This is a genomic window from Streptomyces sp. NPDC048295, assembly GCF_040652135.1.
In the GTDB taxonomy this organism is placed as follows: domain Bacteria; phylum Actinomycetota; class Actinomycetes; order Streptomycetales; family Streptomycetaceae; genus Streptomyces.
This window is the reverse complement of record NZ_JBEZLL010000006.1, coordinates 280,482-303,852: the sequence shown is the minus strand read 5'-3', so window position 1 is coordinate 303,852 and position 23,371 is coordinate 280,482. Positions and strand designations below refer to the sequence as shown.

Below are 23,371 nucleotides of genomic sequence, written 5' to 3'. Positions count from 1 at the left end.
CGATTTATCGTCCCAGCACGATTCGCGTGCAAGATCACAATATGTGAAGGGGCCGCGGCCATGGTGGCGAAGAAGACCGCCGCAGAGAACGAGGCGTCGCCCGGATCCACGGGCGCGCCGGACGGCGACGCGGGCACGGAGACCGTCCCGGAGGCCGGTGCGGCGAAGGCCGCGGTGAAGAAGACCGCCGCGAAGAAGTCTGCGGCGAAGAAGGCCGCGGCCGGGAAGACGGCGTCCGCCGGGCACGGGACGCCGGCCAAGAAGGCGGCTGCGAAGAAGACCGCGGCCAAGAAGGCTGCGAAGAAGGTCGCGTCCGCGGCCCAGGGGGCGGCCGAGGCCGCCGAGAAGACGGGAGCCCACACGGTGGTAGCCAAGAAGAGCGCGGCCCGGACCCGCACGGCGGACACGGGCGTGTCGCCCGTGCCCCTGGGCGGCGCCGTCGCCACGACAGCCCCCGGCGAACTGGCGGTCCGGCCGGGCGAGGACCCCTGGACCCCGGAGGAGGTCGCCGAGGCGCGGACCGAGCTGAGCAGCGAGGCCATGCGGCTGCGCAGTGAGCTGGAGGCCGCGAGCGCCGCGCTCGCCGGGCTGATGCGTGACTCCGGCGACGGCGCGGGTGACGACGAGGCGGACACCGGCACCAAGAACATCACCCGCGAGCACGAGATGTCGCTCGCCGCCAACGCCAGGGAGATGCTGGACCAGACCGAGCGGGCCCTGGCCCGGCTCGACGCCGGGACGTACGGACTCTGCGAGATCTGCGGCAATCCGATCGGCAAGGCGCGGATGCAGGCGTTCCCCCGCGCCACGCTCTGTGTCGAGGACAAACAGAAGCAGGAGCGACGCGGTTGATCCCGAAGGGTGTGCCGTACCCTCGTCCTCAGTCAGGAACCTAGGTTGAGGGATTCACGTGGCAGAGGCGGAGCGCACCATCGATACGCCGGACATCCCCGATACGGGGGGGACCGAAGGGGACGAGGCCGCGGACCGGGCCGACGACCGGAGCGCGGAGACGGCTCCGAGCCGGGGCAGACGGAAGCTCATGGTGCTCTTCGTCGTGGCCGTGTTCGCCTATCTTCTCGACCTGATCAGCAAGATGATCGTGGTCGCGAAGCTGGAGCACCACGAGCCGATCGAGCTCATCGGTGACTGGCTGCAGCTCAGCGCGATCCGCAACGCCGGTGCCGCCTTCGGTATCGGTGAGGCGTTCACCATCATCTTCACGTGCATCGCGGCGACCGTCATCGTCGTGATCGCCAGGCTCGCGCGCAAGCTCTACAGCCTGCCGTGGGCCATCGCGCTCGGTCTGCTGCTCGGCGGTGCGCTGGGCAACCTCACCGACCGGATCTTCCGCGCACCCGGCACCTTCCAGGGCGCGGTGGTGGACTTCATCGCCCCCGCGCACTTCGCCGTTTTCAACCTCGCCGACTCCGCGATCGTCTGCGGCGGCATCCTGATCGTGATCCTCTCCTTCAAGGGTCTGGACCCCGACGGCACCGTGCACAAGGACTAGCGGCCGCAAGGCATACTCGAACGGTGAGTACGTATCCCGAGGTCCGCACCCTGCCCGTACCCGACGGTCTGGAGGGCGAGCGTGTCGACGCCGCCATCTCCCGGATGTTCGGTTTCTCCCGCACCAAGGCCGCCGAGCTGGCGGCCGCCGGGAAGGTGCAGGTGGACGGCTCGGTGGTCGGGAAGTCCGAGCGGGTCCAGGGCGGTGCCTGGCTGGAAGTGGAGATGCCGCAGGCTCCCGCTCCGGTGCAGATCGTCGCCGAGCCCGTCGAGGGCATGGAGATCGTGCACGACGACGACGACATCGTCGTGATCGTGAAGCCGGTCGGGGTCGCCGCCCACCCGAGCCCCGGCTGGACCGGCACGACCGTCATCGGGGGGCTCGCCGCCGCCGGGTACCGGATCTCGACGTCCGGTGCCGCCGAGCGCCAGGGCATCGTCCACCGCCTCGACGTCGGCACCTCCGGCCTGATGGTCGTCGCCAAGTCCGAGCGCGCCTACACGCTGCTGAAGGCGCAGTTCCGCGACCGGGTCGTCGAGAAGAAGTACAACGCGCTGGTGCAGGGCCACCCGGACCCGATGAGCGGCACCATCGACGCCCCCATCGGGCGCCACCCCAACCACGACTACAAGTGGGCCGTCACGGCCGAGGGCAAGCCCTCCGTGACGCACTACGACCTCATCGAGGCCTACCGCTCCGCCAGCCTCCTGGACATCAAGCTGGAGACCGGCCGTACGCACCAGATCCGGGTGCACATGTCGGCCCACCGCCACCCCTGCGTCGGTGACCTCACCTACGGTGCCGACCCGACGATGGCCAAGCGCCTCGGCCTGACCCGGCAGTGGCTGCACGCCGTCCGGCTCGGCTTCGAGCACCCGTCCGACGGCAGCTGGGTGGAGTTCGCCAGCGGCTACCCGGACGACCTCCAGCAGGCCCTGGACAGGATCGCGGCGGAGAGCGAATGACCGGCACACCCGCCCCGTACACCACGCGTACCGCCGTCGGCGAGCAGGACCTCGCGGCCTGCTTCCTGGTCCGCAAGGACGTCTTCGTCGGTGAGCAGGACGTGCCCGAGGAGATCGAGTACGACGAGTACGACGCGGTCGCCCTGCATGTCGTCGCCGTTGCGGCGGACGGCTCGCCGCTCGGCACCGGGCGGCTGCTGCACGGCCCGGCCGCCGCGGCCAGGACCGGCGGCGATCCGGCCGTCGGCTCGCTCGGCAGGCTCGCGGTGACCAAGGAGGCACGTGGCCTCGGCGTCGGTGCGGCGCTGGTCCGGGCCATCGAGGTCGCGGCCCGTGAGCTGGGCCTGGCCGCCGTCGACCTGCACGCCCAGACCCATGCGCTGGGCTTCTACGAGCGCCTCGGCTATGTGGCGTACGGCCCCGAGTTCCCGGACGCGGGCATGCCCCACCGGGCGATGCGCCGCACCCTGCGGGACTGAGACCGGCACCGGTCTACTCCGGCAGGCCCCACCGGGTCCATGTGCCGTTCGACGGCACATCGCGCGGGTCCGTCCGCGGCCGGCGTGAACCGCGCGGGGTGACCACCGCCGTACCGCCGCGCGGCAGGGCGAGAGCGATCCGGCCCGGTCCCGTCTCCCGCCAGCGCAGCGGGCGCCCGTGCACGTCCCGTACCTCGATCCGGCCCTTGATCGAGTGGTCCAGGGTCAGCGGTGCGCCCGCCTCGCTGCGCACCCGTACCCAGCGCGTCGCGCCGTCCGAGCGGTCCGCGTCCACCAGGAAGGCGCCCTGGGTGCGCAGCGACGCGACCGATGCGTCGGCCCAGCGCTCCGAGACGGACGGGAAGACCTTCACCACCCCCTCGTGGCCCTGCACCACCATGTCGAGCATCGACTGGGCGGCCGACAGCGGGCTCTCCAGGGCGAGGTTCCTGCCCTCCCGGTACATCGTGTTGACCGTCATCCGGCAGTCCGCGACCACGTTGAGGTCGGTGAAGAAGGTCAGGAAGTCCAGGGCCTTCTCCGGCTCGTCCATCACCGCGTACATGGACGAGGCGGTGGCGTAGCTGTAGCCGTGCCACAGCTGCTGCATGGAGACCCAGTGGTCCATCGAGCGCCGCATCACCCCGCGGTCCCCGGGCCGGTCCCAGCTCCGTTCACGCATCGGGTACAGCCAGAGCAGGTGCGAGTGGTGCCGGTGCGAGTCGGCGAGCGGGACATCCCTGCCGATCATGACGCCGGCCGCCGGGTCCTCGGCGTACGGGGCCAGGCGCCGTTCGATGTCCTGCCAGCGCCCCAGCCGCGGATCGTTGTTCCGGAGGAGTTTCGCCGACGCGATCAGGGTGCGCACGCCCCAGCGGATCAGCGAGAGGTCATAGGTGCAGTCCACGGCGTCGGCGTACTCGGGGGAGCGCGTCCTTGGCAGGTGCAGCCGGCCGTCCGGGCCCTCGTACAGGAAGTGCGCGTAGAAGTTGACGGCCTTCGCGAGGATCGGGTGGACCACGTCGCGCAGCACGGACAGGTCCATCGAGTGCAGGTAGGACTGCCAGACGTGGTGCAGCGCCCACGTGAGGTTGCCGAAGTTGTCGGAGATGCGGGACGAGCCGGGGGCGCCGACGTCGTAGGTGTCGCCCGCGCGCAGCTGCCAGTCGGAGGGGTGGCCCAGCGCGTAGCTCTCGCCGTCGCGGTAGTCGGCCGGGACCGAGGCGGGGAGGTTGTGCTCGAAGCGGCGGAAGGCGCCCGTCACCGAGTCGAGTTCGGGGTGGTTGGAGCCGTGGACGGGGGCCATGCCGATCTGGACGTTGAGGTTCCACCAGACCGCGGTCCAGTTGTTGCCGACCTCGGGGAACCACGGGCCCCACTCGGAGATCGTCGGGCCGTCGGCCCTGGTCGCCGCGGCGAGCTTGTAGAGCTGGATGAGGTAGAAGCTCTGCAGCCGCTTGTCCGGAACTGAGAGGAAGCTGCGCCGGTAGTACGCGTGCCACCAGCGGCGGTGGCGGTCCACCAGCCGCTCCGGGCCGGTGGCCAGGGTGCGGTCCACGGCCCGCAGTGCGTCGGCCGTCGCCTCGGACACCCGGCCGGGGAAGCGGTACACGAGGTGTGCGGCGAGCAGCCGGGCGGTGCCCTCGCGCCGTTCGCGCCAGGCGGTGGTCCAGCCGCCGCCCGCGAGCAGCGGCTGCTCGACGAAGCCGTCACCGGTCCGGGGATCCGGATTGGGCGTGTACTCCTCGGGTCTGCCGCTGGTACGGGTGGTGGCGGCTCGCAGCCACTGGAAGGACCAGGCCGCGGACTCCTCCCCGGTGGTGGGGCGGGTGGAGACCAGCAGGGCGCCGGTGTCGTTCTGGACGAGGGCGGAGAAGGCCAGCGAGCCCCGGGTGGTGGTGACGGTGCCGCGCAGCTCGGCGTCGTACAGGTCCAGGGTCCAGTCGACGGCGGTGATCTCCCCGGCGAGGGTCAGGGTGAAGTACCCGATGGGGAGGCGGGAGAAGCCGATGCCGCCGCGCCACTGGCCGCGCTGGTCCTGCACCCGGCTGTGACTGATCATCAGCTTCAGGGTGTTCGCGGTCTTTCCGGCGTACAGCTGGGCGCCGAGGTCGCCATTGGCGAGGAACGGGGCCTGCTGCCAGTCGGCGGGGAGCGTGCGCCAGGTCATGGCGGCGTCGCGGACGGTCTTCTCGTGGATGTCGCCGCCCGGGTGCTTTGCCGGTGCGGGGCCGGCCGCCGCCCATGAGACGGGGGAGCCGGACATCCAGAGCGCGGACGTTCCGGCAGCGGCCGTGGAGACGAAATGCCTTCGGGAGAACGGGGTCACGTGGTCTCTCCTGCCAGTCATGTATGTGGTGAGAGTTCCTGTCCCTGAATCACGCACGCCGCATACTGCCCGCCCCGAGGGGGCAGCGGAAGAGGGTCGACCGCATATACATCGGAGGAATGTTGCAAAGGGAGGCTGGAATGAGGGGGTGTTGTCTGGATTGCGGGCCTTGCGTGGCAGGCTTTGACCCCAGATCCGCCGATCACGGACGTCGGCGACGCCCGCTCCGGAAGGCACCTCGTGGACCAAATGGCACTGCTCCTCCTGCTGTTGCTCGGGGCTGTGGTCACGGTGCCACTGGGGGAGCGTCTCGGACTGCCTGCGCCGGTGCTGATGACCCTCGCCGGGGTCGGCATGGCGTTCCTCAGCTTCGTACCGAACGTGGAGATCCCGCCCGAGATCATTCTTCCGGCGCTGCTGCCGCCGCTGCTCTACGCCTCCGTGCAGCGAACGTCCTGGCGACAGTTCGCCGCCAATAAACGACCGATCTTTCTGCTGGCCGTCGCGCTGGTCTTCATCACGACGGCCGCCGTCGCCGCGGTCGCCAACGCGATCGTCCCGGGGCTGCCCATCGCCGCGGCCGTGGCGCTCGGCGCGCTCGTCGCCCCGCCCGACCCGGTCGCGGCGACGGCCGTCGCCGGCTCGGTCGGGCTGCCGCGCAGGCTCGTCTCCATCCTGGAGGGCGAGGGGCTGTTCAACGACGTGACCGCGATCGTGCTGTACCACGTGGCGATCGCCGCCGCGGTGAGCGGGAGCTTCTCGCTGCCGGAGGCGTTCGGGCTGCTGATCCTCTCCGCGGTGGTGGCCGTGGTGGTGGGCCTGGTGCTCGGCTGGCTCACCATCAAGCTCATGGGCCTGCTCGGCGACGCCACGCTCCAGGTCGGCCTCACCCTGCTGGTGCCGTTCGTGAGCTATGTGCTCGCGGAGGAGCTGATGGGGTCGGGCGTCCTCGCCGTCCTCACCACCGCGCTCTTCCTCGCCGAGCACACCGCCGACGCCGACGACGTCCTCGGGCGGCTCACCGGCCGCACCTTCTGGGAGATCGTCGACACGCTCGTCACCGGAGTCGCCTTCGGGCTGATCGGCCTCGAACTGCACAACGTCTTCGGCACGGCGGACGGGCGCGAACTCCGGATGCTGGGCTGGGGACTCGCGGTGGTCGCGGTGGTCGTCGGCGTACGGCTGCTGTATCTGCTGCCCGCCACCTGGCTGGCGAAGAGGCTGCACACCCGGCGCGACGTCAGCGAGGAGATCCCCACCAGCTGGCGGGAGACCGTCGTCATGTGGTGGGCCGGGATGCGCGGGGTGGCCTCGGTCGCGCTGGCGCTCGCGATCCCGCTGAAGACGGACGACGGGAAGCCGTTCCCGGGCCGTGACGAGATCGTCTTCATCGCCTTCGCGGTGATCATGGCCACGCTCGTCATCCAGGGACTCACCCTGCCCTGGCTGGTCCGCAGGCTCCGCGTCAAGGCGGACACGGACGCCGAGGAGGCGCTGGAGAAGGACCTCGCGATCCGTGCCGCGAAGGCCGCGAAGCAGCGCCTCAAGGAGATCCAGGAGGTCGAGGAGTTCCCGGACGAGGTCGCCGAGCGGCTGCACCGGCTGGCGTACGACGTGGGGGCACGGATCAGCCCCGACATGGTCGACGACGAGCGCCGCGAGGCCTACGCGCAGCGGGCCGAGCGCTTCAAGGCGGTCAGCCGCATCCAGCGGGAGATGATGTCCGCCGCCCGCCACGCGGTGCTCTCGGCCCGCAACGAGGCGGGGGCGGACCCGGAGATCGTCGACCGGGTCCTGCGGCAGCTGGACGTCCGCAGTCTGCGGTGAGGCGGGGGAGCGCCGCCCCCGCCCTCCCGGTCAGCCGCGTCCCGTGCGCGGGGACCTGACCCGGTCCGAAGGCTTCTCGTGCCCGGGGCCGGGCGGATGCGGCCACTCGCTGTGCGGCGGCGGTGCCGCGGGCGCCGTCGCGACCCTCGGCAGCGCGTACGGATGATGGTCCCGCAGCCAGCAGATGAGCTGCTCCCGCACGGCACAGCGCACCGTCCAGATGTCGCTCGGGTCCTTCGCCGTGACCACCGCGCGGACCAGGATCGTCGACGGTGTGGTGTCCGTGACGGCGAGGGACCAGTCGCGGCCGTCCCAGGCGGCGCACTCGCCCAGGACGTCCCGCAGCCGCTCGCGCATCGCGGCGACCGGGGCCGAGTGGTCGAGGTGGAAGAAGACCGAGCCGGTCATCTGGGCGCTGCCGCGCGACCAGTTCTCGAACGGCTTGCTGGTGAAGTACGAGACCGGCATCGTGATCCGCCGCTCGTCCCAGGTCCGTACCGCGAGGAAGGTCAGGGTGATCTCCTCGATCGTGCCCCACTCGCCGTCCACCACCACGGTGTCACCGATGCGCACCATGTCGCCGAACGCGATCTGCAGCCCCGCGAAGAGATTGCCGAGCGTCGACTGGGCGGCCACCCCCGCGACGATGCCGAGCACACCCGCCGAGGCCAGCATCGAGGTGCCGAAGGTCCGCATCGCCGGGAACGTCAGCAGCATCGCACCGAAGGCGACCGTCGCCACGATCGCGGTGACCACCCGCTGGATCAGCGTCACCTGGGTGCGGACCCGCCGCACCCGCGCCGGGTCGGCGGTGTTCGCGGCGTACCGCGCGAACAGGGAGTCGACGACGGCCGTCGCGATCCGCACCACCAGCCAGGCCGAGGCCCCGATCAGCACCAGTGTCAGGACCTGACCGATTCCCGCCTGCTGGTCCCGGATCACTTCGAGCCGGGTGTGGGTGTACGAGCCCCGCAGCAGCGCCGTGCAGAGCGTCAGCTGGAGCGGTATCCGGCAGCGCCGCAGCAGCCCCCACAGCGGGGTGTCGTGGTGCCGGCCGTCGGCCCGTCTGAGCAGCAGATCCACCAGCGCGCCGACCACCAGCGTGATCACGACCGAGCCGCCGACGACGATCAGCGGGCGCAGTATGTTCTCCATCCCGTCGTTCTCCATGCCCCTGACCGTAGCTGGCACCATGGGACCCATGAACATCATGCTTTTCCACTCGACGTACGGTCTGCGCCCCGCGGTGCACGCCGCTGCCGACCGGCTCCGCGCCGCCGGGCACGAGGTGCAGGTGCCCGACCTCTTCGAGGGGCGCACGTTCGAGACCGTCGAGGAAGGCCTGGCCTTCAAGGAGGAGATCGGCAAGGACGAGCTGCTCAAGCGGGCCGTGCTGGCCGCCGCCCCCTACTCCGACCGGGGCCTGGTCTACGCGGGCTTCTCGTTCGGCGCCGCCACCGCGCAGACCCTGGCGCTCGGCGACGAGAAGGCCCGCGGCCTGCTGATGTTCCACGGCACCTCGGACATCGCCGAGAACGCCTCCGTGGACGAGCTGCCCGTACAGCTGCATGTCGCCGATCCGGACCCGTTCGAGACGCACGACTGGCTGAACTCCTGGTATCTGCAGATGCAGCGGACCGGTGCCGATGTCGAGGTCTACCGCTACCCGGGCGCGGGCCATCTCTTCACGGACGCCGAACTGCCCGACTTCGACCGGGCGTCGGCCGAGCTGGCCTGGAAGGTCGCGCTCGGTTTCCTCGCCACGCTGTGACGCGGTCAGGGGCCCCGCACCGAGCAGGGCCCCTCGGGCGGATCAGCCCCGGTACGCGGTCCAGCTGTCGCTCATCCGCTGCACCTGGCCCGCGGTGAACTGGGTCATGCACGAGTCGTAGGTGTAGTCCATGAAGTTGTGGATCGGGTCGACCCCGGTCTTGTTGGTGCAGGTGTCGCGCCCGGTCGGGCACTCGTAGGCGGCGCTCTTCTCGGCCGGGGTGTCGGCGACGTAGTCACCGTTTCCATTGCAGCCGCCCTGGAAGGTGTGGTACAGCCCCATCCAGTGGCCGACCTCGTGGGTGGCGGTGTCGCCCTCGTTGTAGTTGGTGGCGGAGCCGCCGGGCAGCGAGGCGTCGAGGATGACGACGCCGTCGTCCGAGGGGTTGGACTTGTACGAGCTGGGGAACGTGGCCCAGCCCAGCAGCCCGCCGCCGAGGTTGGCGGTGTAGATGTTGAGGGCGTTGGCGCCGCCCTTGCGCAGCGAGGACTTCATGGCCGTCTCGGCGGCGGAGCCCGGGGAGACGCCGTTGTACCAGGAGCTGTTGTCCGTGTAGTCCGTGCCGGCCAGCGTGTACTGGAAGCCGGAGTTCGTGTTGCCCGAGCCCTGTCCGCTGTAGGCGGCGTTCAGGACGTTCATCTGGCTGGTGATCGCGGAGGCGCTGAGCTTGCCGGTCGTCCCGGAGTGCACGACGTGGAAGTAGACCGGGATCGTCGCGCCGGCGGCGAGCGAGGGGCCGCTGAGACGGCGGTCCGCGAGTCTCTGCTTCAACTGCGCGTCCATGGACTTGGCCTGGGCCGCGGTCAGCTCATTGGGGTCGTCGGTGTGGGCGGCGCCCGAGGGGCGGGCCTCCCGTGCCGTGGCGTTGGTGCCCGCGTCGTCCCCGCACTTCTGGGCGGACGAGGCGGAGACCTTGGAGGCGGCGGAAGCGGCGGAGCCGGAGGGAGCGGAGAGCGGTGCCAGGGCCAGAGTTCCGGCCAGAACGGCGGTGCCGATCGCACGGTTACGCATACGTGGCGATATACGGGCAAGAGTGCGCACGGGGACTCCTCGCGGATGTGTGGGGGAGGTATTTCCTCACCCGCCGCCGGGAGATTACGTGGGCATGTCATCCCTGGAGGAGGAATGATCAGGCCCAATCAGATATTCGCCAAAGGGCGGAAATCGGGAGGAATCTTTCTTCGCATTCCAGAGTTTGAGACGGCGACGTAAACGTAAGCGTTACCCCGGCGGGTGGTGTGTCCCCATTCGAGCCGTGGGACACACCACCCGCCGTAGCGATGTCATGCACCGTCAACATATGCGGGGGTGGCTGAAAAAGATCCCTCAGCGCACCGGGCTGTCCACCCGCTCGACCTTCTGCGTTCCGCTGAGCGTCCGGTACGAACGCGTCCAGGCGGAGGTCGCGTCCCGCTTCGTCCGGTCGGAGACCGCGTAGTAGTCCATCTGGGAGCGCTCGGCGGTCACGTCGAGGACGCCGTAGCCGTGCGAGTCCATGTCCACCCACTTCACATGGCGGTTGGCGGCCCTGACCGCGGCGGCCGCGACCACCGAGACCGTCTGCGGCGCCACGTGCAGGATGTCGTCGATGTTGTCCGAGGTCACCGACGTCACCACGAACTCGGTGGCGGCCGAGGCGGAGAGCGGATACGTCGCGGCCTTCACCGGCACGTCATTGGCCCACGCCATGTGGATGTCGCCGGTCAGGAAGACCGTGTTGGTGATCGACCGGTCCCGCAGGTGCGAGATCAGCTCCTTGCGGTCGTCCGTGTAGCCGTCCCACTGGTCGACGTTGACGGCGAGTCCTTCCTTGGGCAGCCCCAGCAACTCGGCCAGCGGCTCCAGCAGATGGGCGGGTACGGAGCCGAACGCGACCGGCGAGATCATCACCGAGGTGCCGACCAGCTGCCAGGTGGCGTCCGAGCCGGCCAGCCCCGACTTCAGCCAGTCCAGCTGGGCGCGGCCGGTGATGGTGCGCTCCGGGTCGTCGACCGCCCCGCTGCCGATCGACGCCTGCCGGGAGCGGAAGCTGCGCAGGTCGAGGAGATGGAGATCGGCGAGGCTGCCGAAGCGCAGCCGCCGGTAGACGGTGCCCTCGGTGGCGGCGCGGACCGGCATCCACTCGAAGTACGCCTGCTTGGCGCCCGCGGCCCGGTCGGCCCAGGAGCCCTCCGTGCCCGGGGTGTGGTTCTCGGCCCCGCCCGACCAGGCGTCGTTGGCGAACTCGTGGTCGTCCCAGATCGCGATCACCGGGTGCGTGGCGTGCAGGGCCTGGAGGTCGGTGTCCGTCTTGTACGTGGCGTGCCGGGTGCGGTAGTCGGCGAGGGTGAGGATCTCGTGCTTCGGCTCGTGCGGCCGTACGACGTACTTCGCGTCCGGGTAACTGCCCGAGGCGTACTCGTAGATGTAGTCGCCGAGATGCAGCACCGCGTCGAGATCGGCGCGGGCGGCGAGGTGGCGGTACGGGGAGAAGTACCCGGCCTCCCAGTTGGCGCACGACACCACCCCGAACCGCACACCGGGCGTGGCCGCGCCCGCCGCGGGCGCCGTCCGGGTGCGCCCGGCCGGTGAGACGGCCGGTGTGCCCTCGCCCGCCGTGAAGCGGAACCAGTACGCGGTGGCGGGGGCCAGGCCCCGCACATCGGCCTTGACGGTGTGATCGGAGGCGGCCTTCGCGACGGTCGTGCCCCGGGCCACCACCCGGGTGAACTCCTTGTCCTCGGCGACCTCCCAGCGCACCGCCGTATCGGCGCCGCGGCCCGAGCCGGGCACCGCGTCGGGGGTCGGGGTGACGCGGGTCCAGAGGAGGACGCCGTCGGGAAGGGGGTCGCCGGAGGCGACGCCGTGCAGGAAGGCGGGCCCGTCCGCGGCGCGTGCGCTCGCGGCGGAACCCAGCACGGGAGCCGCGACGACGGTCGCGGCAGCGGCCTTGACGACCGTGCGGCGGCTGGGGGAGGAGAACGGTGAGAGGCGCTGTCGACTGGTCACGGTCAAAAATCCTACTGGCGGGTAAAGCGAACGGGCAGGCGAACGAAGGAAGTTCGCCTGCCCGTCGGGGGGCCGCCGCCGTGAGGCCGCCGGCCGGTCAGCCCTTCAGCGCGGCCGTGATCGCGGTGTTGAAGGCGTCCGCCGTCATCGGAGCGTTCTCGCTCTGCCCGTCGGTGAGCGCCTTGCCGTTCATCTTCAGGGTCGGGGTGCCCTTCACGCCGCTGTCGTCGAACTTCGCCGACATCTTCATGGCCCAGTTGTCGAACGTGCCGTCCTTGACGTTCTTCTGGAAGGCGGCGTTGCCCTTGAGCGAGTCCACCGAGTCGGCGATCTTGATCAGGTAGGAGTCGTCCTTGAACTTGTCGTCGGTCTCCTCCGGGTGGTACTTCGCGGAGTAGAGCGCGTACTTGTAGTCGAGGAAGGCCTCGGGGTTGACATCGAGCGCGGCGCCGAGCGCGCTCAGCGCGTTCTTCGAGCCCTCGCCGTTGGACGCGTTGTCGATGAACGTGGCGCCGATGTACTGGATCTTGTACTTGCCGGCGTCGACGTCCTTGTGGACCGTCTCGCCGACGGCCTGCTCGAACGTGGCGCAGATCGGGCAGCGCGAGTCCTCGTACAGCTCCAGGGTCTTCTTGGCGCTCGACTTGCCGATGACGACCGTGGTGCCGTCCTCGCCCGAGGTGTTCTTGGGCTCGGTCACGTTCTTCGCGTCCTTGGCCGCCTCCCAGTGGGACGGCTTGTTCAGCTGCATGACGCCCCAGGTGCCGAGGCCCACGACCGCCAGGACGCCGACGATCGAGACGCCGACGACGATCTGCCGGCGGGCCTTGTCCTTCCTGGCCTGGCGCTCGCGCTCGGCGCGCAGCCGCTCGCGGGCCGCTGCCTTGTTGGCCTGGGTGTTGCGCTTGCTCATGTCCGTATCTCCATGGTGTGAGGGGTGTTCGTAGGGGAACCGCGTGCTCAGGCGAAGGCATGGGCCGAGCGCGGCGGTCCCCTCCGTCCCACGGAGTGCACGAGCAGACGGGCGTGTACGAGCAGGTGCGGGCCGGGTCCGGCGGGCCGCACCCGGCGGCGTACCGGACGGCGGGCCGTCCCGACCACGGCGACCGCGACCAGCAGCGGCCGGAACGCCAGGGCGGCGGCCGCCTCCAGCAGACGGGCCACCGCGGACTCGCCCCGCCGGAGCCAGGCCGCGGCGAGCAGCCCGACCGACACATGGGCGGCGAGCAGCAGCCACGGCACCGCGGGTCCGGGCGAGGCCAGCAGCGCGGCCGTGGTGTGTCCGGCGTCGGCCACCGAGGCGAACGGGGTGACATCGGCACCCGCCCGGGCCGCCCCGGTGCCGATCGCGCCGCCGCACAGCACATCGACGCCGACCGAGCGCAGCGGCCCCGCTATCGGGCCGCCGGCCGCGCCGTAACAGACGTGCTGACCGGTGGTGAGGAAGGTGTCGGCGGCCAGCTCCAGCGGGACCAGCAGTCCGGCGATCGCCCCGAAGCCGCGCTCCCGGCCGGCCAGCGCGTACGCCACGGCGAAGACCGCGCCGGCCAGCAGGGCGACGGCGGTCAGGGGCAGCGGGACCCGGGAGAGCAGCACATGGGACGCGACGGAGAGCGTCACGACGAGCGCTGTGAAAAGCGCCGCGCGAACGACTCTGAGCTGCGTCCCGGATATGTCCATCGCCGAGGAGTGTCGCATGCCAACCTGTAAGTGACCCCTAAAGGGACGGACAACAGGGGGCTACAGCCCCGGAATACGGCCGTTGCGGAAGAGATCCACGAAGATCTGGTGGTCGGCGCGGGCCCGGGCGCCGTAGCTGTGGGCGAAGTCCACCAGCAGACCGGCGAAGCCCTCCTCGTCGGCCGCGATCGCCGCGTCGATCGCCCGCTCGGTGGAGAACGGCACCAGCGAGTGGCCGCTCTCGTCGTCCGCCGCGGAGTGCATCGTCGCCGTCGCCCGGCCCAGATCGGCGACGACCGCCGCGATCTCCTCCGGCTCGTCGATGTCGGACCAGTCCAGATCGACCGCGTACGGCGACACCTCGGCGACCAGCTGGCCCGCCCCGTCCAGCTCGGTCCAGCCGAGCCACGGGTCGGCGTGCGCCTGCAGGGCGCGCTGCGAGATCACGGTGCGGTGGCCCTCGTGCTGGAAGTACCCGCGCACCGCCGCGTCCGTGATGTGCCGGGAGACGGCGGGGGTCTGCGCCTGCTTGAGGTAGATCACCACATCGTTCTCCAGGGCGTCGCTGTTGCCCTCCAGAAGGATGTTGTACGAGGGGAGCCCGGCCGAACCGATGCCGATGCCGCGACGGCCGACGACGTCCTTCACCCGGTACGAGTCGGGGCGGGTCAGGCTCGACTCCGGCAGCGTCTCCAGATAGCCGTCGAAGGCGGCCAGCACCTTGTAGCGCGTCGCCGCGTCCAGATCGATCGAGCCGCCGCCCGGGGCGAACCGGCGCTCGAAGTCCCTGATCTCCGTCATCGAGTCCAGCAGCGAGAACCGGGTCAGCGACCGGGCGTCGCGCAGCGCGCCCAGCAGCGGGCCCTCGGCCGTGTCCAGCGTGAAGGGCGGCAGCTCGTCGTTCTTGGCGCCCGTCGCCAGCGCGTGGATCCGCTCGCGGTAGGCCGCCGCGTAGACCCGGACCAGCTCGGTGATCTGGTCGTCGCTGAGCGCCTTCGCGTACCCGATCAGGGCGACGGAGGCGGCGAACCGCTTGAGGTCCCAGGTGAACGGGCCGACGTAGGCCTCGTCGAAGTCGTTCACGTTGAAGATCAGCCGGCCGTTGGCGTCCATGTACGTGCCGAAATTCTCCGCGTGCAGATCGCCGTGGATCCACACCCGGCCGGTCCGCTCGTCCAGGTACGGGCCGCCGCGCCGCTCCCGCGCCAGGTCGTCGTAGAACAGGCACGCCGTGCCCCGGTAGAAGGCGAAGGCAGAGCCCGCCATCTTGCGGAACTTGACCCGGAAGGCAGCCGGGTCGGCGGCCAGCAGCTCCCCGAACGCGGTGTCGAAGACCTCAAGGATCCGCTCTCCGCGCTGTGCCGCGCCGGTCTGCGCTTCCGACATCTCTGGGTGCCTCCTGGTACCTGGCGTGCATGACGAAGTACATGACAAATGGGACGGGCTTCCTCGCCCCTCCAACGCGCGACCGTACCCGGGAGTGCCCGCCGTCCGTCACCTCGAAGACGTAGACTTCCACGCTGTCCCCCCAGCCCGCCATCGTCCGTTTCCCGGAGGCACAGCGCCGTGACCAAGCCGCCTTTCACGCACCTTCACGTCCACACCCAGTACTCGCTGCTGGACGGTGCCGCGCGGCTCAAGGACATGTTCGCTGCCTGTAATGAGATGGGCATGTCGCACATCGCGATGACGGACCACGGCAACCTGCACGGGGCGTACGACTTCTTCCACTCGGCGCAGAAGGCGGGCGTCACACCGATCATCGGCATCGAGGCCTACGTCGCCCCGGAGTCGCGCAAGCACAAGCGGAAGATCCAGTGGGGCCAGCCGCACCAGAAGCGCGACGACGTGTCGGGTTCGGGTGGTTACACCCACAAGACGATCTGGGCGGCGAACAGCACCGGGCTGCACAACCTCTTCCGGCTCTCCTCCGACGCGTACGCCGAGGGCTGGCTCCAGAAGTGGCCGCGCATGGACAAGGAGACCATCGCCCAGTGGTCCGAGGGCCTGATCGCGTCCACCGGCTGCCCCTCGGGCGAGGTGCAGACCCGGCTGCGGCTCGGCCAGTTCGACGAGGCCGTCCAGGCCGCCTCCGACTACAAGGACATCTTCGGCGAGGGCAAGTACTTCCTGGAGCTGATGGACCACGGCATCGAGATCGAGCGCCGGGTCCGTGACGGGCTCCTCGAAATCGGCAAGAAGCTGAACATCCCGCCGCTGGTTACCAACGACTCGCACTACACCTACGCGCACGAGGCCACCGCGCACGACGCCCTGCTCTGCATCCAGACCGGCAAGAACCTCTCCGACCCGGACCGCTTCCGCTTCGACGGCACCGGCTACTACCTCAAGACGACCGACGAGATGTACGCCGTCGACTCCTCCGACGCCTGGCAGGAGGGCTGCGCCAACACCCTGCTGGTCGCGCAGCAGATCGACACCGCCGGCATGTTCGAGAAGCGCGACCTGATGCCGAAGTTCGACATCCCGGACGGCTACACGGAGATCACCTGGTTCCAGGAAGAGGTCCGCGTCGGCATGGACCGGCGCTTCCCGGGCGGCGTCCCCGAGGACCGGCAGAAGCAGGTCGAGTACGAGATGGACATCATCATCCAGATGGGGTTCCCGGGGTACTTCCTGGTCGTCGCCGACTTCATCATGTGGGCGAAGAACAACGGCATCGCGGTCGGCCCCGGCCGCGGCTCCGCCGCCGGTTCGATCGTGGCGTACGCGATGGGCATCACCGACCTCGACCCGATCGAGCACGGGCTGATCTTCGAGCGGTTCCTCAACCCCGAGCGCGTCTCCATGCCCGACGTCGACATCGACTTCGACGAGCGCCGGCGCGTCGAGGTGATCAGGTACGTGACGGAGAAGTACGGCGCCGACAAGGTCGCCATGATCGGCACGTACGGAAAGATCAAGGCGAAGAACGCCATCAAGGACTCCGCCCGGGTCCTCGGCTACCCCTACGCGATGGGCGACCGGCTCACCAAGGCCATGCCCGCCGACGTCCTCGGCAAGGGCATCGACCTCAACGGCATCACCGACCCCAAGCACCCCCGCTACAGCGAGGCGGGCGAGATCCGGGGGATGTACGAGAACGAGCCGGACGTCAAGAAGGTCATCGACACCGCCAAGGGCGTCGAGGGCCTGGTCCGGCAGATGGGCGTGCACGCCGCCGGCGTCATCATGTCCAGCGAGCCGATCGTCGACCACGCCCCGATCTGGGTGCGGCACACCGACGGCGTCACCATCACGCAGTGGGACTACCCCCAGTGCGAGTCGCTCGGCCTGCTGAAGATGGACTTCCTGGGCCTGCGCAACCTCACCATCATGGACGACGCCGTGAAGATGGTGGAGTCCAACAAGGGCGTCAAGCTGGACCTGCTCGGCCTCCCGCTGGACGACCCCAAGACGTACGAGATGCTCTGCCGCGGTGACACGCTCGGCGTGTTCCAGTTCGACGGCGGCCCGATGCGCTCCCTGCTGCGCCAGATGCAGCCCGACAACTTCGAGGACATTTCCGCCGTCTCGGCCCTGTACCGGCCGGGCCCGATGGGCATGAACTCGCACACGAACTACGCCGAGCGCAAGAACGGCCGCCAGGAGATCACCCCGATCCACCCGGAGCTGGAGGAGCCCCTCAAGGAGGTACTCGGCCTCACCTACGGCCTGATCGTGTACCAGGAGCAGGTGCAGAAGGCCGCCCAGATCGTCGCCGGCTACTCGCTCGGCGAGGCCGACATCCTGCGCCGCGTGATGGGCAAGAAGAAGCCCGAGGAGCTGGCGAAGAACTTCGTCCTCTTCGAGGCGGGAGCCAAGAAGAAGGACTTCTCCGACGCCGCGATCAAGGCCCTGTGGGACGTGCTGGTCCCGTTCGCCGGATACGCGTTCAACAAGGCGCACTCCTCCGCGTACGGCCTGGTCACCTACTGGACCGCGTACCTCAAGGCGAACTATCCCGCCGAGTACATGGCGGCGCTGCTGACCTCGGTCAAGGACGACAAGGACAAGTCGGCCGTCTACCTCAACGAGTGCCGCCGCATGGGCATCAAGGTGCTGCCGCCCAATGTGAACGAGTCCCTGTCGAACTTCGCCGCCCAGGGCGACGACGTGATCCTCTTCGGCCTCACCGCCGTGCGCAACGTCGGCCAGAACGTCGTCGACTCGATCATCCGGTGCCGCAAGGCGAAGGGGAAGTACAGCACCTTCCCCGACTTCCTGGACAAGGTCGAAGCGGTCGTCTGCAACAAGCGCACCGTCGAATCGCTGATCAAGGCCGGCGCCTTCGACGAGATGGGCCACACCCGCAAGGGCCTGGTCGCCCACCACGAGCCGATGATCGACAACGTGGTGCAGGTCAAGCGCAAGGAGGCCGAGGGGCAGTTCGACCTCTTCGGCGGCATGGGCGAGGAGGAGAGCGACGAGCCGGGCTTCGGGCTCGACGTGGAGTTCTCCGACATCGAGTGGGAGAAGTCCTACCTGCTGGCCCAGGAGCGCGAGATGCTCGGGCTGTACGTCTCCGACCACCCGCTCTTCGGTCTGGAACACGTGCTGTCCGACAAGGCCGACTCCTCGATCTCCCAGCTGACCGGCGGCGAGCACGCCGACGGCGCCATCGTCACCGTCGGCGGCATCATCTCCGGCCTCCAGCGCAAGATGACCAAGCAGGGCAACGCCTGGGCCATCGCCACCGTCGAGGACCTGGCCGGTTCCATCGAGTGCATGTTCTTCCCCGCCACCTACCAGCTGGTCTCCACCCAGCTCGTCGAGGACACCGTCGTCTTCGTCAAGGGACGCCTCGACAAGCGCGAGGACGTGCCCCGGCTGGTCGCCATGGAGATGCAGGTCCCCGACATCTCGAACGCGGGCACCAACGCCCCCGTGGTCCTCACCATCCCCACCGTCAAGATCACCCCGCCGATGGTCAGCCGCCTCGGCGAGGTCCTCAGCAGCCACCGGGGCGACACCGAGGTACGGATCAGGCTCCAGGGCCCCCGCAAGACCACGGTGCTCCGGCTCGACCGGCACCGGGTCAAGCCCGACCCGGCGCTCTTCGGTGACCTGAAGGTGCTGCTCGGCCCGTCCTGCCTGGCCGGCTGAGCCGGCTCTCCCGCACGGACGTACGAGAGGGGCGCCCCGCGAAAGCGGGAGCGCCCCTCTCGGTCATCGGGCCACCGCCCGGACCGCGGACGGCTCCGGTCAGTTGTGGCCGAAGCGCCGCTGGTGCTTACGGGCAACGTCGGCAGGGCTGCCCTGGGCCTGCGACTGAGGCTGTATCTGCGACTCGTACGCGGTCGTCTTGGTCTCTTCCGCGCCGCGCTCCGGACCGGACGCGCGGTTCTGCCGGCTGCCCTGCTTGCGGTTCTTGTTCTTGGCCATGGTGTTCCTCCTACGGGGACTCTCGGGGCCAGGACCGCGTTCAGATTCACATAGCGGGGTAACCCGTGCATTTTGGATCATTACCGTGCGTAGTGAGGGGCCGGGACGCGTCGTTTTCCCGATCCGCCACGCCGATGATCGAGTTCCGGACGTCAACCTCTGCGCGGTCGGGCAGACTCGAAGGAAACCCTTTGCAAAGACCGCACCCGAACTTCCGGAAGAGGGTGGATCGCGTGGACCGTTGCGTCGTTCTGGTGGACGCCGGGTACCTGCTGGGCGCAGCGGCGAGCCTGCTGGCCGGGGAGCCCGCCCGTTCCCGCATCACGGTCGACCACGCGGCCCTCATCCGGGGCCTGCGCGAGCGCGCCGAGGCCGATACGCAGCAGCCGCTGCTGCGGATCTACTGGTTCGACGGCGCCCCCGACCGCGTGCCGCAGCCCGAGCACCGCAGACTGCGGGTGATGCCCCGGGTGACCGTCCGGCTCGGCGCCCTGACCCGCAGCGACGGGCGCTGGGCGCAGAAGGGCGTCGACGCCGCGATGCACGCCGAGCTCACCGAGCTCGCCAGGAACCGGGCCTGCTCCGACGTGGTGCTGGTGACCGGCGACGGCGACCTGCTGCCCGGTCTGATGTCCGCCAAGGAACACGGCGTCGCCGTCCACCTGTGGGCCGTCCAGGCCGCCGACGGCGACTACAACCAGTCCGAGGACCTGGTGGCCGAGGCCGACGAACGAAGGGTGCTCGACCGGGCCTGGATCACCCAGGCCGTACGGCCCAAGGAGACCGGCGGCGTCTGCGCCCCGCCGCCCGCGCCCGGCCCGGAGATCGCCGCGATCCTCTCCGCGCCGCTGCCCGAGGCCGCCCTCGCCGCCTCCGCCGAGCGGGCCGCCGAGGCCCGGGCGGAAGCCGACGACGACGCGGCCCCGCCGTCCGGGCAGAGCGCCGCCACCGACCGCCCCGTGCACGCCGCCAAGGGCGTCCCCACCCCCAAGGACCTGGCGGGCAGCCTGCGCGGCCCCGGCATCCAGCCCGACCGGCACCTCCCGCAGCCCGGCGCGACCCTGCGCTGGTCCTCCGACAAGAGCTGGACGGACCGCGGCGGACCGCTGGGCGAGCCCGCCGAGACGGCCTCCCTGCCGACGCTGGCCCAGCTCACCAGCGCCGAGCAGCGCTGGGCGGACCGCGAGGAGGACATCACCACCGTCGGCGGCGACCCCTTCGAGGTGGGTCAGGTCTTCGCCCGTCGCTGGATGGAGCGGCTTCCGGAGACCGTCCACCTGCAGAAGCTGTCGACCATGTATCCGCGCATCCCGCACCGGATCGACGGCGAACTGCTGCGTTACGCGGCACGGTTCGGCCTGCTCGCCCACAAGGACGACCAGATCGACGAGCACGACCGCTACGCGATCCGGGCGGGGTTCTGGCGGGAGATCGATGTGCGCGCCGCGGCCGAGCACACCCCCGCGGCGGAGCGCACGACCCCGTCCGCCGGCTGACCGCCGGACGCCCCGGCCGGCCGGCCGGGGTGGCCCCGGGCGCATTACGGGGCATCCGACCCCGTACCCTCGTACCTCGTGAGTACGGGCACAGCACAGGCGCAGCCGGCGACCGGGACCGTGTGCGCGGTGCGGGATCTGGTCAGGACCTATCCCGCCGCCCGCGGCCGTCGCGGAGCACCCGCCACACCCGAGGTGCGCGCCACCGACGGGATCTGCCTGGACGTGCGGCGCGGCGAGATCTTCGGACTCCTCGGCCCCAACGGCGCCGGCAAGTCCACCCTCGTACGGCAGCTCACCGGGCTGATGCGCCCCGACTCCGGCAGCGTCACCGTGCTGGGCCACGACCTGGTACGCCACCCGGAGCGGGCCTCCCGGCTGATCGGCTACCTCGGGCAGGAGTCCACCGCCCTCGACGAACTGACCGTGTCGCTCGCCGCCGAGACCACCGGGCGGCTGCGCGGCCTCACGGTGGCGGACGCCCGCGCCGAGCGCGACGCCGTGCTCGACGAACTCGGCCTCACCGAGATCGCGGGGCGCCCGCTGAAGAAGCTCTCCGGGGGACAGCGGCGGCTCGCCTGCTTCGCGGCCGCGCTGGTCGGCGAGCGGCCGCTGCTGGTGCTGGACGAGCCGACGACCGGTATGGACCCCGTCGCGCGGCGTGCCGTCTGGGCCGCCGTGGACCGGCGCCGGGCCGAGCGCGGTACGACGGTCCTGCTCGTCACCCACAACGTCATCGAGGCCGAGACGGTCCTCGACCGGGTCGCCGTGATCGAACGCGGCAGGGTCATCGCCTGCGACACCCCGGCCGGGCTCAAGGAACGCGTCGCGGGCGAGGTCCGGGTCGAACTGCTGTGGCGCGAACGGGCGCCCCTGGACGTACCCGAGGTGGCCGCGCTGCGCGCCTCGGCCCAGGAGTCCGGGCGGCGCTGGGTGCTGCGGCTCGGCCCCGACGAGGCACGGGCGGCGGTCGCCGCGGTGACCGGCGGCGCGGCCTTCGCCGCCCTCGACGACTTCACGCTGGCGACGCCCAGCCTGGAGGACGTCTATCTCGCGCTCGGCGGGGACGCGACCAAGGGACTGGTGAAGTCATGACCGCGGTGAGCGGGACGACCGGGTGCGGGCACGCGGCCGGACAGGGAGCGAACAGGAGCAGCGCCAGGTGACGAGCATCGTTCCCGCGCACGCGGTGACCGGACCCGTCCGGGCCGCGGAGGACGGCCGCGCCGGTACCTCCGGCGACGGCGCCGCCGACGAGGGGGCGCCGCCCGCGCCGCTCGCGCCGCGGGCCCGGCTGTTCCCGGCGCTCGCGGCCGTCTACCGGGCCCAGCTCTCCAGGGCCAGGGTCGCCCGTATCCCGCTGCTCTTCGTCGCGACGTTCCAGTCCGTCGGGATCATGGTGCTGATGCGCGGGGTCGTCGACGGCGGCTCCGAGGCGCGGGCCGTCGTGGCCGGCTCCAGCGTCCTCGTCGTGGCCTTCGTGGCGCTCAATCTCCTCGCCCAGTACTTCGGGCAGCTGCGGGCCGGTGGCGGACTCGACCACTACGCCACCCTGCCGGTGCCGCCCGCCGCGGTGGTGCTCGGCGCGGCCGGGGCGTACGCCTCCTTCACCGTGCCCGGCACGATCGTCACGGCCGTGGCCGGCAGTGCGCTGTTCGGGCTGCCGCTGACGCATCTGTGGGTGCTCGTCGCCGTCATCCCGCTCTCCGGGGCGGCGCTCTCCGGGCTGGGCGCGGCGCTGGGGCTGCTCGCCCCCCGGCAGGAGCTGGCCACGCTCCTGGGCCAGCTGGGCATGTCGGCGGCGCTGCTGCTCGGTGTGCTCCCGGCCGACCGGCTGCCCGCGCCGGTGGACTGGGCGCGCGACCTGCTGCCCTCGACCTACGGTGTCGAGGCGCTCTCGCGGTCCTTCGACGCCCACCCGGACTGGGCGGTCGTCGCCCTGGACCTCGCCGTCTGTGCCGTCGTCGGCGTCCTCTCGCTGGCCGTGGCGACCTGGGCGTACCGCAGGGCAGCGGTCCGGTGAGGCGCGGTACGGGGGCGCCTGGCACGATGGCACGGTGACCGCACCTCTGACACCGCCTCACCAGCCCTCGTCCAACGATCCCTGGCAGACACCGCCGAACTGGGGCGGCCCGGGGGGCTCCCACCTGATCGGTGCGCACCAGCCGAAGGGGCTGCCGGGAGCGCCCGGGGAGAAGGCTCTCGCGCCGGAACTGCGGCGGGCCGCGGTCGTCGCCCTGCTCCTCGTCGTCGCCGGTGTCGCGCTCGGGCTGCTCTGGGTGTGGCTGGCACCGAAGGTCCCCCTGATCTCCGACAGCACCGCCGTCTTCCTGCAGGACAGCGAGGGCGAGGAGGCGATCGGCGCCGACGGTACGTTCGTGCTGCTGGGCCTGGCCTTCGGGGCGGTCTCCGCGGCGCTGGTCTTCTGGTTCCAGCGGCGCGGCGGGATCGCGCTGGTGGTGGGGCTCGCGCTGGGCGGGCTGCTCGGTTCGCTGCTGGCCTGGCGGCTGGGGGTGTGGCTCGGGCCGACCCAGGACGTGGTCGCGCACGCGCGGGCGGTCGGCAAGGGCGTGGTCTTCGACGCGCCGCTCCAGCTGCGGGCGAAGGGGGCACTGCTGGCGTGGCCGCTGGGGGCGATGGCGGTGCATCTGGGGCTGACCGCGTTGTTCGGGCCGCGGGATCCGGAGCCGGAGTGGGGGGTGTTCCCGGGTGCGCCCGGTGCGCCCGGTGCGCCCGGAGGCGGGGCGTCGGTGCCGCCGGCGCAGCCGTAGTCGTAGTCGTGCGGGTGGGGGCCGGCCGCTGCGCGGGGCTCGTCCCCAGCCCGCCCCTTCCCGGAACCGGGGCGCTGCCCCGGACCCCGGCACTCGATCGCCGGACGGGCTCAGCTGCGCCCGCGTAGGCATTCAGAGGTGCCGGACGGGCTCGCACGTGTCCCGGG

At 70.8% G+C, this 23,371-nt stretch carries 19 protein-coding genes; 11 read left to right on the top strand and 8 right to left on the bottom strand.

Annotation, left to right across the window (positions count from 1 at the left end; genetic code table 11):
- The first annotated feature begins 60 nt into the window (after positions 1 to 60).
- The 4 genes from AB0D53_RS11860 to AB0D53_RS11845 are packed head-to-tail and all read left to right on the top strand — an operon-like array spanning position 61 to position 2,957.
- Complete coding sequence (locus AB0D53_RS11860) at positions 61 to 852, top strand: TraR/DksA family transcriptional regulator (protein ID WP_362443723.1); 792 nt, start codon at positions 61 to 63, stop codon at positions 850 to 852.
- A 58-nt stretch (positions 853 to 910) separates the two neighbouring features.
- Positions 911 to 1,513 carry a signal peptidase II gene (gene lspA, locus AB0D53_RS11855; protein ID WP_362443720.1) on the top strand — a complete coding sequence of 201 codons (603 nt, stop codon included), beginning with the start codon at positions 911 to 913 and terminating at the stop codon, positions 1,511 to 1,513.
- 23 nt (positions 1,514 to 1,536) lie between these two features.
- The gene (locus tag AB0D53_RS11850; RefSeq protein ID WP_362443717.1) at positions 1,537 to 2,478 is read left to right on the top strand and encodes an RluA family pseudouridine synthase; all 942 of its coding nucleotides are present in this window, start codon (positions 1,537 to 1,539) and stop codon (positions 2,476 to 2,478) included.
- Complete coding sequence (locus tag AB0D53_RS11845) at positions 2,475 to 2,957, top strand: GNAT family N-acetyltransferase (RefSeq protein ID WP_362443714.1); 483 nt, start codon at positions 2,475 to 2,477, stop codon at positions 2,955 to 2,957. The genes AB0D53_RS11850 and AB0D53_RS11845 overlap by 4 nt, the downstream gene beginning before the upstream one ends.
- A 13-nt stretch (positions 2,958 to 2,970) precedes the next feature.
- Here AB0D53_RS11845 and AB0D53_RS11840 read toward each other — a convergent pair whose 3' ends face one another.
- Complete coding sequence (locus tag AB0D53_RS11840) at positions 2,971 to 5,286, bottom strand: glycoside hydrolase family 95-like protein (RefSeq protein ID WP_362443711.1); 2,316 nt, start codon at positions 5,284 to 5,286, stop codon at positions 2,971 to 2,973.
- A gap of 240 nt (positions 5,287 to 5,526) precedes the next feature.
- Here AB0D53_RS11840 and AB0D53_RS11835 point away from each other — a divergent pair, with 240 nt between their 5' ends.
- Complete coding sequence (locus AB0D53_RS11835; RefSeq protein ID WP_362443708.1) at positions 5,527 to 7,113, top strand: Na+/H+ antiporter; 1,587 nt, start codon at positions 5,527 to 5,529, stop codon at positions 7,111 to 7,113.
- Between the two features lie 30 nt (positions 7,114 to 7,143).
- On the opposite strand, the gene AB0D53_RS11830 is transcribed toward AB0D53_RS11835, so the two are convergent.
- Positions 7,144 to 8,268 carry a mechanosensitive ion channel family protein gene (locus tag AB0D53_RS11830; protein WP_362443940.1) on the bottom strand — a complete coding sequence of 375 codons (1,125 nt, stop codon included), beginning with the start codon at positions 8,266 to 8,268 and terminating at the stop codon, positions 7,144 to 7,146.
- A gap of 37 nt (positions 8,269 to 8,305) precedes the next feature.
- On the opposite strand from AB0D53_RS11830, the gene AB0D53_RS11825 reads away from it, so the two are divergent.
- Complete coding sequence (locus AB0D53_RS11825) at positions 8,306 to 8,884, top strand: dienelactone hydrolase family protein (protein ID WP_362443705.1); 579 nt, start codon at positions 8,306 to 8,308, stop codon at positions 8,882 to 8,884.
- 42 nt (positions 8,885 to 8,926) lie between these two features.
- On the opposite strand, the gene AB0D53_RS11820 is transcribed toward AB0D53_RS11825, so the two are convergent.
- The 5 genes from AB0D53_RS11820 to AB0D53_RS11800 all read right to left on the bottom strand — a co-directional run bounded on the left by AB0D53_RS11820 (position 8,927) and on the right by AB0D53_RS11800 (position 14,938).
- A complete protein-coding gene (locus AB0D53_RS11820; RefSeq protein ID WP_093543459.1) occupies positions 8,927 to 9,895 on the bottom strand; it encodes a zinc metalloprotease in 969 nt (322 codons plus the stop codon).
- Positions 9,896 to 10,210: 315 nt separating this feature from the next.
- The gene (locus tag AB0D53_RS11815) at positions 10,211 to 11,872 is read right to left on the bottom strand and encodes an alkaline phosphatase D family protein (protein WP_362443702.1); all 1,662 of its coding nucleotides are present in this window, start codon (positions 11,870 to 11,872) and stop codon (positions 10,211 to 10,213) included.
- Between the two features lie 97 nt (positions 11,873 to 11,969).
- Entirely contained in the window at positions 11,970 to 12,785 is an 816-nt protein-coding gene (locus AB0D53_RS11810) for a DsbA family protein (RefSeq protein WP_362443699.1), read from the bottom strand.
- 47 nt (positions 12,786 to 12,832) lie between these two features.
- Positions 12,833 to 13,552 carry a hypothetical protein gene (locus AB0D53_RS11805; RefSeq protein WP_362443696.1) on the bottom strand — a complete coding sequence of 240 codons (720 nt, stop codon included), beginning with the start codon at positions 13,550 to 13,552 and terminating at the stop codon, positions 12,833 to 12,835.
- Between the two features lie 60 nt (positions 13,553 to 13,612).
- Positions 13,613 to 14,938, bottom strand: coding sequence for a DUF2252 domain-containing protein (locus tag AB0D53_RS11800; protein WP_362443693.1), 1,326 nt, complete (start codon positions 14,936 to 14,938; stop codon positions 13,613 to 13,615).
- Between the two features lie 180 nt (positions 14,939 to 15,118).
- Between AB0D53_RS11800 and dnaE the strand changes: the two genes are divergently transcribed.
- Positions 15,119 to 18,658, top strand: coding sequence for a DNA polymerase III subunit alpha (gene dnaE, locus AB0D53_RS11795; protein ID WP_362443689.1), 3,540 nt, complete (start codon positions 15,119 to 15,121; stop codon positions 18,656 to 18,658).
- Between the two features lie 99 nt (positions 18,659 to 18,757).
- Here the strand turns inward: dnaE and AB0D53_RS11790 are convergent, their stop codons facing one another.
- Positions 18,758 to 18,937: a hypothetical protein gene (locus AB0D53_RS11790; RefSeq protein WP_356480354.1), complete on the bottom strand. Its 180-nt coding sequence runs from the start codon at positions 18,935 to 18,937 to the stop codon at positions 18,758 to 18,760.
- A gap of 224 nt (positions 18,938 to 19,161) precedes the next feature.
- Here AB0D53_RS11790 and AB0D53_RS11785 point away from each other — a divergent pair, with 224 nt between their 5' ends.
- The 4 genes from AB0D53_RS11785 (at position 19,162) to AB0D53_RS11770 (ending at position 23,204) form a co-directional block, all read left to right on the top strand.
- Positions 19,162 to 20,433: an NYN domain-containing protein gene (locus AB0D53_RS11785; protein WP_362443686.1), complete on the top strand. Its 1,272-nt coding sequence runs from the start codon at positions 19,162 to 19,164 to the stop codon at positions 20,431 to 20,433.
- Positions 20,434 to 20,553: 120 nt separating this feature from the next.
- Positions 20,554 to 21,528 (top strand): ABC transporter ATP-binding protein, encoded by a 975-nt coding sequence (locus AB0D53_RS11780; RefSeq protein ID WP_362443938.1) that lies wholly within the window; start codon positions 20,554 to 20,556, stop codon positions 21,526 to 21,528.
- Positions 21,529 to 21,727: 199 nt separating this feature from the next.
- Entirely contained in the window at positions 21,728 to 22,456 is a 729-nt protein-coding gene (locus tag AB0D53_RS11775; RefSeq protein WP_362443935.1) for an ABC transporter permease, read from the top strand.
- A 34-nt stretch (positions 22,457 to 22,490) separates the two neighbouring features.
- Positions 22,491 to 23,204 (top strand): ABC transporter permease, encoded by a 714-nt coding sequence (locus AB0D53_RS11770; RefSeq protein WP_362443683.1) that lies wholly within the window; start codon positions 22,491 to 22,493, stop codon positions 23,202 to 23,204.
- The last annotated feature ends 167 nt before the right edge of the window (positions 23,205 to 23,371 follow it).